Here is a 13,320-nt window from a genome sequence, read left to right as displayed (position 1 = left end):
GCAATTCGAAGGGTCCCGCACATGGCGTTACCTATGGGGAGCGGCGGATCCGCTCGACGGACGGGGCACGGCCATTGGCCGGAGGCCAGTCTCCTCGGCGGACTCCCCGTGGAGCCCCGCGAGCAGATGATGCGGCTCGGACGGCAGGTGCGCTTCGAGCGGGGCGAGCGGCTGTTACGGGAGGGCGAGTACGGCTCGCATGTGTTCCTCCTGCTGAGCGGCTGGTACAAGGTGCTGGCCAGGACACAGGAGGACCGCGAGGCGCTGCTGGCGGTCCGGGCCGGTGGCGACCTCGTCGGTGAGCTGGCCTGTTTCGACGCACAGCCCCGGGTCGCCACGGTCGTGGCCGCCGGCACCGGCGGGGCGAAGCGGATAGGCCGTCAGCAGTTCCTGGACTTCCTCGCGTCGTACGAGGAGGCGGCACAGGCCGTGATGTGCGCGGTGGCCGGGAAACTGCGGTGGGCGACACGGCGGCGCCAGGACTTCGGGAGCTGCCCGGTGGGGACGCGGGTGGCCCGCGTCCTGCTGGAGCTGGCGCGGGCGTACGGGCAGCCCTGCGCGGCCGGGATCTCGATCGGGGTGTCGCTGACCCAGCCGGAGCTGGCGGAGCTGGTCGGCGCCTCCGAACCGAGTGTGCACCGGGTGCTGCGTTCCCTGCGCGAGCAGGGCGTCGTCGAGACCGGCTACCGTCGGGTCCTGGTCAAGGACCTCCCCGAGCTCACGCGGCTCACCGCCACGGACGGGGACGCCGTTCAGCCGGTCGTCCCCGCGAGCACCAGCCACAGGGTCGCCGCGAGGACCATCGCGCCCACCCAGCCGACGGCACGGCTCGTGTAGCCGTTCTTCAGGGCGGCGATCCTCGCGATGGCGTGCGCCGCCGCCCATGCCTGCGCCGCCATTCGCCCGTTGTCGGCCCCCGCGTGGTCCGCCGCGTCCAGGGAGAACCTGTTGGGTTCCGAGTGCCGTCCCGTACGCGGGCGGATCACCTGTACCAGCAGGTATCCCGAGACGGTGAACGTGAGCACGTAGGCGAGCGAGGCCAGCCAGAACAGTACGGCCGGCAGGTCGGTCGGCGCCGGGGCACCGACCGACCCGATCCGCGCGGACACCACGGCCGCGAGCCCCACGTGCACCGTGACCAGGGTCCCCGCCTTGGCGTCCGCCTGCTGCGTGACCTGCTGGAACGACGCCATCGCGGCGACCGCCGCCGCCAACTCCCTTGCCCCCGTCTCGTGATCGGCCATCGCTCAGTGCCCGCCGTGGTGGAAGGGGTGGATGTCGTGGAAGTGGGGGCCGGGGTCGTGGTGGCCCGGATCGTCGTGGTGGTACGGGTCCTGGTGGTACGGGTCTTGGTGGTGCGGATCGTCGTGGTGGTACGGGGCCTGGTGGTGTGGGTCGTTGTGATGGGGACCGGAGTCGTGCGGGTCGTGGTCGTGCGGGTCGCTGCGATGGGGATCGGGGTGATGCGCGTCCCCGTGATGCGGAGCGGCGTGGTGCGGGTCCCCGTGGTGTGCGCCAGGGAGCCGGGGGTCGCCGTGGTGCTCGCTCCCGTGATGGGCACCCGCGTGGTGCCGCCCCTGGTGGTGACCGCCGGGGCGGTCACCGGCGTACGGTTCCGTCGCGTCCGTGTCGTCGAAGTCCCCGTCGCCGCCCCCGTACGAGGCGCCCGTACCGCAGCCCGGCAGCACCCACTCCCGCAGCGTCTGGCTGTGCGACACCACCGTGGCCGCGAGGTGCGCCGCGCCCAGCGCCGGGACGACGAACTCGCGCATCGCCGTACGCCCCGGCGAATGCCCCCAGATCACCGGCTCGGCCCCCGGATCCCGGGCGGGAGCCGAGGGCGGAACATGCAGCCAGGCGCCGCAGGCGAAGTCCTTCTTGACGACCGCCATGTCGATCCGCCGGAACTCGGCGGACAGACCGCGCCCGTCGGGGAGGATCACGTCCCGGTACATCTCGTCCGGCACGGCCAGCGCCAGGTCGCTGCCCGCTTCGTCCTCGAGGGCGTCACGCAGCCCGTCGGCGTCGACCAGCCGGTTGACCAACACGACGCAGTCGCCCAGGTACCCCCGGTCGGCCCGGGAGACCGACCCCAGCGCGAGAGCGGCCCGCATCCGCATCCGGCCGAACGCACCGGGCGTGCGGTTCGCCTGGTAGAGACCGTCCCGCAGGCCGAGGATCAGCGCCGGGACCACCCGTACGGCGTCGATCCGGGCCGGGAAGACGACCAGCTGGCCGTCGCCCTGCACCTGCTGCTGGGCACGGACGCGCAGCACCCGGGCCCGGCGCAGCGCGTGTTCGACCACGAGCCGGAGCCGGTACTGCGCGTCCTCCTGCGCGCGGTAGCCGTGCCGGCTGTACTGGCGCAGGTCCACGGCCAGGCACAGCCGCCTGCGGTAGCGGGCCATCACATCCTCGTCAACTCGGCGACCAGGTCGCCGATCTCGTCGTCGGCGCGGCTCAGCTGTTCGTCCAGCCGGGTCAGTTCCAGGCGGCGGCGCTCGACCTCCTCCTCGCCCTGCTGCAGCGCCTCCCGGGCGGAGGCCACGCTGCGGGAGAGCTCCTCGATCCGGGAGGACATGCCCTGGGCGATCTTCTTCTGGACGGGCTCCATGGTCTGTGCGGCGAAGGCCCGCGCGGCCTTCTGGGCCTCCTTGGGGGCCGCGAGCCGCAACTCGGTGGCCATCTTGCGGCCGAGCTCCTCCCGCATCTTCTTCTCCACCCGGTCACCGGCGCTGTTGGCCTGGAAGATGCCCTGGGCGATCCAGGCGGCGACGAGCGTCGGCACTCCGAACGGGGTGGCCATCCAGGCCGCGATGATGGCGAAGGCCGGCAGGAAGGTGCGCAACGCCTCCTTCGCCCCGAACCGCGCGCCGACCAGGGCACCCGCCGGCCCGCTGAGCCAGAGTCCGCCCACCCCCGTCAGGAACCGGATCAGTGGTTCCTCTTCCCGCCCTTCCCGCGCGACGACCGTCCCACTCGCCCCGTGCAGATCGATCCGCAGTTTCTCCAGAGCCGCCTCGAAGGAGGTCAGTTCGGCGTTCATCCGCTCGGCGAGGCTCTCCAGGTCCTGCTCGATCACGGGCTTCAGCGACTCGGTGACCCAGTGGACCACCTTCTCCTCCATGGCCTTCGCCGTGCCGGCGACGATCTCCTCCGCCACCTGCTGGGCGCGCTCCGTGGCCTTCAGGGGATTCAGGCCGAGCCTGGTGGTGATGTCGACTTCCTTCGCGACCACGGGCGCCTCGTCGGCGACGGCCGCGAGGAAACCGCCGAGCAGCGTCTCGACCCGGTCCTGCAGCACCCGGGTCTGGTTGCGGATGTCCAGACCGATCTGCTGGGCCTGAGCCTCCAGCTCCCGCAGCGGCTGCTGGGCCGCCGCCCAGCGGCGTTCCAGTTCACCGATGTCCGAGTCGAGCAGGTTCAGCCTGCCGGGGATGCCGCGGCGCAGCTCCCGTGTGCGGGCCAGCAGGGAGCGGGCCGGGCCGAGCAGCTTGGCCTTGTGCCGCTCCGTCACCAGGTATCGTTCCAGTTCCCTCTCCACCGTGCCCACCCCGGAACGCCGGAACGCGTCCTCGTCGCCCGCCATCCGGGCCCGCAGCGCCGACTTGGCGTCCACGAAGAAGAACCGGCTCCGGTCGCGGTCCTCGCCGCGCAGGTCGGTGATGCGCCGCCGGGCGGAGGTCATCACGTCGTCGCGCTCGTGATCGTCGATGGCGTCGTAGTAGGTGAAGACGAAGAACGGGTCGTGCGCCTGCAACTCCCGGTCCAGGAAGTCGGACTCGCTGATGCTCATGGGGGCGATGGCGTGCTGGAGGAAGATCACCGCGTCGGCGGCGCTCAGGTGCCTGAGGGTGATCTCGTCGTGGGTGTCGTAGGCGTTGAGGCCGGGCGAGTCGATCAGTACGACGTTGTGGCGGCACAGCTCCAGCGGCCAGACCACCTCGGCCTTGACGTACGGGCTGCGCTCGTCACCCGAGGCGTGGTCGACGGTGATGAGTTCGAGGAGACGGTCCGGGTCGACGGCCTGCGGTTCGGTGGCATCTTCGGTCCACAGCAGTGCGGCCGGCGACTCGCCGAACCTGACCTCGGTGATGACCGCGGTGGCGGGCGTCGCCTTGACCGGCAGCACCCGGTCTCCCAGCAGGGCGTTGACGAAGGTGGACTTCCCGCGGTTGAAATCGCCGACCACCATCACATGGAAGGCTTCGTTCTCGATCCGTTCGAGCAGTGCCGTCACCTCGCCGACGGCGCCGTCGTCGCCGATCTGCGTGGCGGCCTTCTCCGTCCGGCGGCACATCTCGGCCAGCCGCAGCCGCCGTTCGGCGGCCGCCGCGTACCCGCCCTCTTCCGTGGTCATGGGTAGGTCGTCCTTTCCCTGGTTCATGTGCGTTCTTCCTCAGCCCCGGTCGCCGGCGAGCAGCGCGGCCCGGATGCGGGCGGCCAGTTCCTCCGCGGCGCTCGCCAGGTCCGGCCAGTCGGCACCGGAGACCGATGCCGACTCGACCGCCGCCCGCCTGGCGTCGCTCCACGCCCGGTGCGCGTCGCGCAGCCCGCCGAACACATCCGCATAGACCTCGGCGAGTACATCGCCGGCCTGCCGCTGGAAGGCCCCCGTGCTCTCGTCGACCACGCGCACCAGGACGGCGTCGACCTCGCGCCGCCGCTCCTCGGTGACGTTTCGGACGTAGGACTCGGCCAGCAGCCCGCCGACCAGGCTGAGGACGCCGCCGTAGACCATCGGCGGCGGACCGGACCGGGCGGTGTCCGATCGTGAGGCCTGGCGCGCCGCGGCGATCAGGAAGCCGAGGACCGAACCGCCCTGGGCACCCAGACGGGTGGCCAGGCGGACCCGGGAGAGGCTGGAGACCTCGCCGGAGATGTCGGGTTCGGCCGAGAGCTCCAGCGTGGCGGGCACCCGGCTGCGGGCCGCGTCCGGCAGCCTGCGCGCCACTTCCCCGTCAAGCCAGTCGATGTCCGCGGCCATCGCCGGCAGCAGGACGGTGCGCTCGGAATGCCTGGCCAGCAGCGACAGTTCATGACGCAGCCGGACCGGCAGGTCGCGTTCCCACCAGAGGCTCGGGTCGGGAGCGCGCTCCAGTTCCCAGCGCAGCCGTTCGATGATCCCGTCGCGTCCCTTCCGGAGCTGCTCGCGCAGCCGGTCGCACAACTGGAGCTGGCGGGCCGTCAGATCCACCCGGAGCTGCTCCCACTGCCGTTCCTCGCTCTCCCGCAGCGCCTGCGCCAGCCCGGCCTGCTCAGCGGCCTCCTCTTCCGGGAGCCGGCCGACCGCCTCCGCCTCGGCGGCGATCCGGGCCATCGCCTCGCAGTGGTCCGCCACCTGGGCGGCGATACCCCGGTCACGCCACAGGGCCCGTCCGCTGGCGCGGGCGAAATCCTCCAGCAGGGAGCGCAGGGCGGCGAGTTCGGGCTCACCGCCGCCGGGCACCGGAGCGGTGAGCACGGGAAGACCGGCCGGCCCGGTCAGCCGCTTCCTCAGATCCCGTACGGCCTCCTCGCGGTCGTCGCCGTCGACCAGGTCCAGCATGGTCACGACGACGGCGACGAAGGGCACGTGCCGGCACAGGACCTCCTCCTCGAGGAGGCGCCGCTCGGTGATGCTCATCGGGGAGAGGGCGGAGACCACGAACAGCACCGCGTCGCTTCCGGCAGCGGCACGTCGCACCTGCTCGAACTGCTCCTCCGTACCGGAGTTGACCCCCGGCGTGTCCACCAGCTCGGCGTCCAGACCGGCGAGCCAGTCGTCGGCGACCGCCACCGTCACGGAAGGTTCCGGCTGCCCGTTCGGAGCGTCCGGCTCCGGAGCCCGCGGGGTGCCGGTGAGCCCGCCCCAGAGGTTCTCGTCGTCGAGCTTGCGCAGTTCCCGGCGGCCGTCCGGCCGGTCGAGGGTCAGCCCCTCCTCGTCGCCGGCCCGGATCACCACGGGCGCCCGCGTGACCGGCAGCGAACCGGTCGGCAGCAGGTCGCGGTCCAGGAGCCGGTTGATCAGCGTGGACTTGCCGCGGTTGAACTCGCCCACCACGGCGATCCGGAACGCGGGCCGGCCGCGCCCGGCGGCCAGCAGGTCCAGCGCCTCCCGGATGTGGTCCTGTCCGTGGTCCTCGGCGAGCCGACGGGCCTCCCGCAGCCAGCCGGGGGTGGCGCTGCCGACATCGGGGACGCGGGTGGTGGACCCGGCCTCCGGCGGCGGGCCCGCATCGGGTCGGGATGTGCTGCTCACGGGTCACGGCTCCTCTGGGTCGGGGACGGTACGGCCGGTCTCCCGGCGCAGGGCGGCGACTTCGTCGCGCCGCCGCCGGGCGGCCGCCGCGGTCTTCTCGGCGTGGGCGATCCCGGCGGCCAGTTCGGCCCGCCGCCGGTCGTGGGCCGCGGTGAGGCGGGCGATCTCCTCGCGCCACTCGTCGTCGTACTGCCGCCGGAGCGCGGCGACGCTCTCGGTGACGCCCTGCGCGACACGGGGCAGGCAGGCGGCGGTGAGGGCGTCGATCTCCCCGTGCGCCGCGGCGATGACCGGTCGGGCCTGCCGCAGGAACTGCTCCCGGGTCGCGTCGGGGCCGCGCCGTCCGAAGAGCGCGCCGAGCGCGCCGCCGACGACGGTGCCGACGCCCGGGGCGACCAGGCTGCCGGCCAGGGCGCCGGCCATCGCCCCGCCGCCGGTGCGCCAGTTGGCGCTGGTGGTCAGCCGGGTGCCGATCGCGGTGAGCGCCCGGTCGATGCCGGACATGTCCGGGCCGGGGGGCTCCGGCCACACCATCTGGGGCACCGGGGGAGCCGTGCGTGCCTCGCCCGCCAGTTCGGCGAGCGCGCTGTACTGGGCCGCGAAGTCCCGGGCGAGTTCCCCGGCGGCGGCGGTCAGCACCTCGCCGGCCCGCTTCGCCGCCGTGCGGACGGCTTGCCGGGCGTCCTGCCGTAAGTGGCGCCGGACCAGACGGGACACCTCTTCCGCGGCGCCGGCCAGGTCGTTGATCTTCTCGCCCGCCACCGCGTTGCCGACCTTCACGTCGAGCGTCGTACGGGACAGCGCCGAAGTCCGGGTCAGGGCGGCGGCGTTCAGCTCGGTCCCGGCCCGCTCCCTGGTGCGCGCGGCCCAGGCGTCGAGGAAGGCGGGGAAGTCCGGCAGCGTGAGGGCCGCCAGCTCGCGCTCGCCCCGGCCGAGCGCGGCGCGCCGGGCCTCGGCGGTCTCCTCCACCGCCGACAGCAGCTCCGAGAGCAGCCCGAGCACCGTGGCGGCGACGGCGGACCGGCGGCTGTCCGCGGCCAGCCGCGCGATCCGCGCCTCCACCTCCAGGAACGGCGCGAGATGGCCGGACCCGCCCGGCTCGCGGCCGGCGCCGGTGACCTCGCCGAGCGCCTTCCCCGGGGCGCAGGGCAGCAGCAGCGGATCCGCGTATCCCAGATCCCGCAGCCGGCGCCCGACCACCTCGACCGCCTCGGGGCGTTCCTCCTCGTCGAGCAGGTCGAGCTTGGTGAGGACGAACGCGCACCGGTCGTGATGGTCGCGCAGCGGCCCGGTGAGAAAGTCCACCAGGGTCAGCGAGATCGCCGCGACGGCGGGCACCACCACCAGCGCCACGTCCGCCTGCCGCGCCGCGGCCTCGGCGAGCTCCCGGTGTCCCCGCTCGGTCACGCTGAACCCCGGGGTGTCGATCACCGTGACGCCGCCGCCCAGCAGCCGCACCGGCGAGAGCACCCGCAGAGCGCGCACCTCGTCCGCCAGTTCCGTGGTCAGCACCCGCTCCAGCGCCTGCTCCAGGGTGTCCGGCCCGGCCTCCCGGCCCCGCCCCGCCCACCCGGCGAACGGCGCGGACGGCCACCGCAGGACGGAGTCGTCGGCGGTACGCACCGTCAGGCCCTCGGCGCCGTCGCGGTGTTCCAGCACCGTGGTCGTACGCGTCGTCACACGGGCGGAGGAGGGCAGCAACCGGCGCCGCAGGAAGGCGTTGAGCAGCGTGCTCTTGCCGCTGGACGTCTCGCCGAACACCGCCACCCGCAACCGTGGGTCGTCGGCGCGCGCCTGGACCGCGAAAAGCCGGGCACGCAGCTCGTCGCGGCGTTCGGCCGGCAGACCGAGACTGCCGAGCAGCCCCTGGATCCACCGCAGATGCCCGGTGACCACGGGGGCCCACGCCGCTCCGGGACCGGCCACCACCAGCTGTTCTGTCACGGCGTCAGCGTAGGAATGACCTGATGGCCGGATCCTCGTCACATGATGGGATGTCCTGAACGGGCGCTTCCCGTCTCACCTCGCCACGACGGGCCCCGACACGGCGTCGAAGGCGTGGGTCACCTCCGCCGCCGTGCCCGGCGCGAGGAGTCCGCGGGCCCGTTCCTCGTGGTGGCGGTCGGTGGCCGTGAGGCGGGTGTGGTGCTGGGCGAGGTGGTCCGCCAGGTCGGCGAGCACCCCCGACGGCAGGGCCAGCAGCACCACGGGCAGGCCGGACGCGGTCTGCACGAGCGTCACCAGCGCCGCGTCGTGCCCGACCAGCAGTCACTGGGCGCCGACCGTCTGCATCCACGTACCGACGTTGGAGACCAGCTGGGCGATCCACAGCGCCCGGAAGACCCGAGCCGCGAGCGGCGCCCACGGCGAGTCCGGGGTGACGGCCATCTCAGGCCTGCGCCTTGGCCCAGACGGCGTCGGTCGCGGAGAGGCGGTGGATGGTCACCGAGGTGACCGCGAGCAGGACCAGGGCGAGCGCCAGCGTCGCCACCAGGTGCCCGTGGCGCAGGAGTTGGGCTCCGGCCAGTGCCCCGGCGAACATGGCCAGCACCGACAGCACCCGGCGGCCGGGCCGCGGCGCCGCCCCGCCCGCGGCCCCGGAGTCGGCGGCCAGGCCGGTCAGGGTCAGCGTCAGGACCGTGGTGGTGAGGTCCGGCACGCCGAGGCGGCGCGCGGCGGCGTTCTGCAGGCCCATGGCGAGGCCCAGCGACACGATCAGGGCGTACTGCGCGCCGGTGGTGACGCGGCCGTCGGCGACCGCGGCGACCGCGGTCGCCACGGCGACGAGCAGCGTCTGCAGCGCGGTGGCCGTCCGCAGCAGATGCCCGCGGTGGGCGGCGAACCGGGTGCCGAGCCCGCCACCGGCGAGCGCCCCGAGCAGGAACGCCGCCAGCGACACGATCGACGCGCGCGCCGACAGGTTCGCCGCGCCGGCCAGGGCGAAGCCGAGGAAGACCACGTTCCCGGTCATGTTGGCGACGAAGACATGCCCGAGCGCCAGATAGCTCACCGCGTCGACCAGCCCCGTGACCACGGTCAGGGTCAGCATCAGCGGCGGCAGCGGGCCGTTCCGGTCCCCGCCGGGCGGCACCAGGGTGCGGGCCGCGTCAGTCAGCAACCGGCGCATGTCCCGCCCTCTCCGACGCCGGGTGGTGCAGCACCGCCCGGGTGAGCAGCCCGCTGGCCGGGCCGATCACGATCGCCGCGACCCGGACCCACCACGGCCACGGCGTCACCCCGAGGGCGTGGTCGGCCGACCAGTCGCCGGGGCCGGTCAGCGACAGCGCCCCGGAGACGACGACGAGGACCATCGGATACTCGTAGCCGTCGTTCTGCACCCACAGCCCGTTGCGCCACTTCACCGTGGCCGCGACCGTCATCACCCCCATGGCGGCCATCGCCGCCGCGGGCGTGAGCAGCCCGGCCGCCAGGAACAGGCCGGCGCCGATCTGGCTGCCGCCCGCGGCGAGCGCGGTGAGCCGGCCGCCGCGGAAGCCGTCGCGGCGGAACTCCTCGGTTCCGCCCGCCAGACCGTTGCCCCCCAGCCGGAAACTGACCTTCTGCACCCCGTGCCCGGCGATGAGGAGACCCGTCACCAGCCGGAGGACCAACAGTCCGATGTTCATCGCGTCGCTTCCGCCGTCGGGTCAGCCGGCCGCGTGGGCGCCGATGACGGCCTGGGCGTAGACGATGCCGAGGCCGTAGGCACCGCCGTGCTCCTTGACGACCTCGGTGACCGGGCCGTACGTCTCGGTGCGCGCCCAGTCCCGCTGCAGCTCCAGCAGCACCTGCACCCAGGTCACCGGGACGGCACCGGCCTGGATCATGCGCTGGACGGCGTGCTCGTGGGCCTGCGGGCTGACGCCGCCGGACGCGTCGGTGACGACGTACACCTCGTAACCCTGGGCCAGCGCGGACAGCGTCGGCAGGACGACGCAGACCTCGGTCCACAGACCGGCGATGACCAGCTTCTTACGGCCGGTGGCCTTGACCGCCTCGACGAAGGCGAGGTCCTCCCAGGCGTTCATCGTGGTGCGGTCGATGATCTTCTGGTCGGGGAAGACGTCGGCCAGCTGCGGCAGGATCGGGCCGGAGAAGGACTCGGCGGCCACGGTGCTCAGCACCACCGGCACGTCGAACACCTTGGCGGCCTTCGCCAGGCCCACCGTCGCGTTGATGATGGCGGTGCGGTCGCCGCTGCCGGTGCCGAAGAACATCTGCGGCTGGTGGTCCACGAACAGGACCGCGGAGTTGTCGGGGGTCAGCAGGTCGGGGCTGGGGGCCGCGGTGACCTCTGCGATGTCGGCCATGGGTGTGCCTTTCCTTGTGTGCGTGGGTGTGGGTGTTGGTGTGGTCAGAGCGTTCGGAGCGCGCGGTCAGAGAGAGAAGCAGGGGTCGAAGGCGGCGCCGGCACCGGGCGCGAGGGTGCCCCGCCGGACCCGCCACTGCCGGTGCAGTTCCGCCTCGGCGACGGCCTCGGCCAGCGACTCGGCCTGCCGGACCCCCGGCAGGCCCGCGCCGGGCGCCGCCTGGTAGCCGCCGAAGTGCGCCACCGGGCTCCAGGCGGGGCTGACCGGGGGCAGTTCCTCGTCGAGGCCCTCGTACTCGGCGGCGGCGTACACGATCCGGCCGCCGGTGACCGTCAGCAGCGACTCGATGTGCGGGATCACCGGCTCGGCCACCGTGAGGAAGTCCTCGGACAGGATCGCGAGGTCGGCGAAGCAGCCGGGACGCAGCACGCCCTTGACGTCCTCCTCGCCGGTCAGCGCGGCCCCGGACCGGGTGAACAGCGCAAGGGCGGTCTCCCGGTCCAGGCGGTGCCGGGGCGCGCGCAGCGCGAGGTCGCCGACGGTCCGGCCGCTGACCAGCCAGTGCAGGGCGACCCAGGGGTTGTAGCTGGAGACCCGGGTGGCGTCCGTACCGGCGCCCACCGTCAGCCCGCGCTCCAGCATGGCCCCGATCGGCGGGGCGTCCGCGGCGGCCCCGGGACCGTACCGGCGCAGGAAGGCCTCGCCCTGGAAGGACAGCCGGTTCTGCACGGACAGGGCGCCGCCGAGGGCGGCGATGCGGTCGAGGCTGTCCGGGGAGACGGTCTCCGCGTGGTCGAACAGCCAGCGGTTCCCGGCCGGGAAGAGCCCGTCCGCGGCGAGCTTCTCGAACACCGCGAGGTCGCGGCGGATGGTCTCGTCGTATGTGGCGTGCAGCCGGAAGCCCCAGCCGTTCTCCATGAGGAGCCGGACCGCCTTCTCGAACTCCGCCTCGTAATCCGGGGCGAGTTCCGGGCGCGGCTGGCTGAAATTCTCGAAATCCGCGGCCGCCCAGGTGAGATTCTCGCCGGCGCCGTTCAGCCGCAGCCAGGCGTCCCCGTCCTCGGGGCGGGTCATTTCGATCCAGCGGGTGAGGTCGGCTATCTCCTGGCCCGCTGTCTGCGGAAAGAGGTGATAGGCGATGCGCAGCGACAACCGGCCTTCCTCGGCCAGTTCCACCACCGTCCGGTAATTCTCGGGGAAATTCTGGAAGCCGCCGGCCGCGTCGATCGCCGACGTCAGCCCGAACCGGTTCAGCTCGCGCAGGAAATGCCGGGTCGAGGTCTTCTTGTCCTCGCCCTCCAGCACCGGCGTCTTGGCCAGCGTCGAGTACAGGACCAGGGCGCTCGGGGCCGCCAGCAGCATGCCCGTGGGCTCCCCGTCCCGGCCGCGTACGATCTGCCCGCCCTTGGGGTCGGGCGTGTCCCGGCCGAATCCGGCCGCCTTCAGCGCGGCCCGGTTGAGCACGGCCGCCTGGTACAGGTGCAGCACGAACACGGGGATGTCCGGCGCGGCGGCGTTCAGCTCCGCGACCGTCGGCAGCCGCCGCTCGGCGAACTGCTCCGCCGACCAGCCGCCCACCACCCGCACCCACTGCCCCTTCGGGGTGCGGGCGGCCTGCTCGCGCAGCATCGCCAGGCCCTGACGCAGGGTCGGCACGCCGTCCCAGCGCAGCTCCAGTACGTAGTTGAGGCCGCCGCGGATCACGTGCAGGTGGGCGTCGTTGAGGCCCGGCACCACCCGCCGTCCGAGCGCGTCCACCACCCGTGTGCCCGGGCCGATACGGCCGGCCACGTCCCCGTCGTCGCCGACGGCCACGACGACGCCGTCGCTGACGGCGAGGGCCGTCGCCTGTGGGCGGCGCGGGTCCTGGGTATGGATACGCGCATTGCGGACGACGAGTTCCGCGGCGTTGTCGGTGGCTTGCGGGACCAGCCCGCCGACCGGCATGGATGACACCGTGGGAAACCCCTCCCGAATTCGAATTGCTGCGGTGTCACGCTAAGCCGATGCGCCGGACCGGCGTGTTCCGTCCGTGCACCCAATGCGTTCTCAAAGTGCACTGCCGACGCACCGGCATTCGGTGCGCTGTGGGAACAGCACGAGTGCACTCGCAGACAATGACCGGCCACCCGCCGGTTTTAGCGTTGCGCACGTCTCGACCAACACCGCACCACGGAAACACCAGGAGATGCACATGTCCGAAGCCGTCGAGCCGGTCACGCCGGTGCTGGAGCCCGCGGCGGCCGCCTTCGCGGAGGCGACCGCCAACCCGCCCTTCCTCTTCGACCTGCCCCCGGCGGAAGGGCGCAAGGCGGTCGACGAGGTGCAGTCCGGCGAGATCGACAAGCCCGCGGTCGACGAGGAGTGGATCACCGTCTCCGGCGGCCCGACCGGTGAGGTCCGCGCCCGCGTCGTCAAGCCCGCCGGCGCCGAGGGCACCCTGCCGGTGATCCTCTACATCCACGGCGCCGGCTGGGTGTTCGGCAACGCCCACACCCACGACCGCCTGGTGCGCGAGCTCGCCGTCGGCGCGGGTGCCGCCGTGGTCTTCCCCGAGTACGGCCTCTCGCCCGAGGCCCGCTACCCGGTCGCGATCGAGCAGAACTACGCGGTCGCCCGGTGGGTCGTGGAGCAGGGCGGCACCAAGGGCCTGGACGGCTCCCGCCTCGCCGTGGCCGGTGACTCCGTGGGCGGCAACATGACGGCCGCCCTGACTCTCATGGCCAAGGAGCGCGGCGACGTCCCGCTGGTCCAGCAGGTCCTCTTCTA

Annotated in this window: 11 protein-coding genes and 1 pseudogene; 2 read left to right on the top strand and 10 right to left on the bottom strand. The window is 73.2% G+C overall.

Annotated elements, in window-relative coordinates; all coding sequences use genetic code 11:
• Positions 1 to 108 precede the first annotated feature (108 nt).
• Positions 109 to 837: a Crp/Fnr family transcriptional regulator gene (locus ACZ7L0_RS00060; RefSeq protein WP_471240073.1), complete on the top strand. Its 729-nt coding sequence runs from the start codon at positions 109 to 111 to the stop codon at positions 835 to 837.
• On the opposite strand, the gene ACZ7L0_RS00055 is transcribed toward ACZ7L0_RS00060, so the two are convergent.
• From ACZ7L0_RS00055 to ACZ7L0_RS00010, 10 genes and pseudogenes are all read right to left on the bottom strand, one after another.
• Positions 753 to 1,244, bottom strand: a complete 492-nt coding sequence (locus ACZ7L0_RS00055) for a Pycsar system effector family protein (RefSeq protein ID WP_471240072.1) — start codon at positions 1,242 to 1,244, stop codon at positions 753 to 755. The two genes, ACZ7L0_RS00060 and ACZ7L0_RS00055, sit on opposite strands and share 85 nt — an antisense overlap.
• Positions 1,245 to 1,247: 3 nt before the next feature.
• Positions 1,248 to 2,408 (bottom strand): hypothetical protein, encoded by a 1,161-nt coding sequence (locus tag ACZ7L0_RS00050; RefSeq protein WP_471240071.1) that lies wholly within the window; start codon positions 2,406 to 2,408, stop codon positions 1,248 to 1,250.
• The gene (locus ACZ7L0_RS00045) at positions 2,408 to 4,360 is read right to left on the bottom strand and encodes a dynamin family protein (protein ID WP_471240070.1); all 1,953 of its coding nucleotides are present in this window, start codon (positions 4,358 to 4,360) and stop codon (positions 2,408 to 2,410) included. Before ACZ7L0_RS00045 ends, ACZ7L0_RS00050 begins: the two co-directional genes overlap by 1 nt.
• 39 nt (positions 4,361 to 4,399) lie before the next feature.
• Positions 4,400 to 6,241 carry a dynamin family protein gene (locus tag ACZ7L0_RS00040; RefSeq protein ID WP_471240069.1) on the bottom strand — a complete coding sequence of 614 codons (1,842 nt, stop codon included), beginning with the start codon at positions 6,239 to 6,241 and terminating at the stop codon, positions 4,400 to 4,402.
• Between the two features lie 3 nt (positions 6,242 to 6,244).
• Positions 6,245 to 8,185 (bottom strand): dynamin family protein, encoded by a 1,941-nt coding sequence (locus ACZ7L0_RS00035; protein WP_471240068.1) that lies wholly within the window; start codon positions 8,183 to 8,185, stop codon positions 6,245 to 6,247.
• 216 nt (positions 8,186 to 8,401) lie between these two features.
• Positions 8,402 to 8,629: pseudogene (locus ACZ7L0_RS00030) on the bottom strand (MFS transporter); the annotation flags it as partial.
• Position 8,630: 1 nt separating this feature from the next.
• Complete coding sequence (locus ACZ7L0_RS00025) at positions 8,631 to 9,368, bottom strand: YoaK family protein (RefSeq protein WP_471240067.1); 738 nt, start codon at positions 9,366 to 9,368, stop codon at positions 8,631 to 8,633.
• Positions 9,349 to 9,867, bottom strand: a complete 519-nt coding sequence (locus ACZ7L0_RS00020) for a DoxX family protein (RefSeq protein ID WP_471240066.1) — start codon at positions 9,865 to 9,867, stop codon at positions 9,349 to 9,351. Before ACZ7L0_RS00020 ends, ACZ7L0_RS00025 begins: the two co-directional genes overlap by 20 nt.
• A 21-nt stretch (positions 9,868 to 9,888) precedes the next feature.
• Positions 9,889 to 10,551, bottom strand: coding sequence for a hydrolase (locus tag ACZ7L0_RS00015; RefSeq protein ID WP_471240065.1), 663 nt, complete (start codon positions 10,549 to 10,551; stop codon positions 9,889 to 9,891).
• Positions 10,552 to 10,617: 66 nt separating this feature from the next.
• Positions 10,618 to 12,498 carry an amidohydrolase gene (locus ACZ7L0_RS00010; RefSeq protein WP_471240064.1) on the bottom strand — a complete coding sequence of 627 codons (1,881 nt, stop codon included), beginning with the start codon at positions 12,496 to 12,498 and terminating at the stop codon, positions 10,618 to 10,620.
• A gap of 247 nt (positions 12,499 to 12,745) precedes the next feature.
• On the opposite strand from ACZ7L0_RS00010, the gene ACZ7L0_RS00005 reads away from it, so the two are divergent.
• On the top strand, positions 12,746 to 13,320 hold a 575-nt coding region (locus ACZ7L0_RS00005; protein WP_471240063.1), incomplete at its 3' end, for an alpha/beta hydrolase.

The sequence above is a fragment of the Streptomyces sp. NPDC039424 genome (assembly GCF_055639495.1).
Note: the sequence above shows the minus strand (reverse complement) of the source record. Positions and strands in the feature narration are given on the sequence as shown.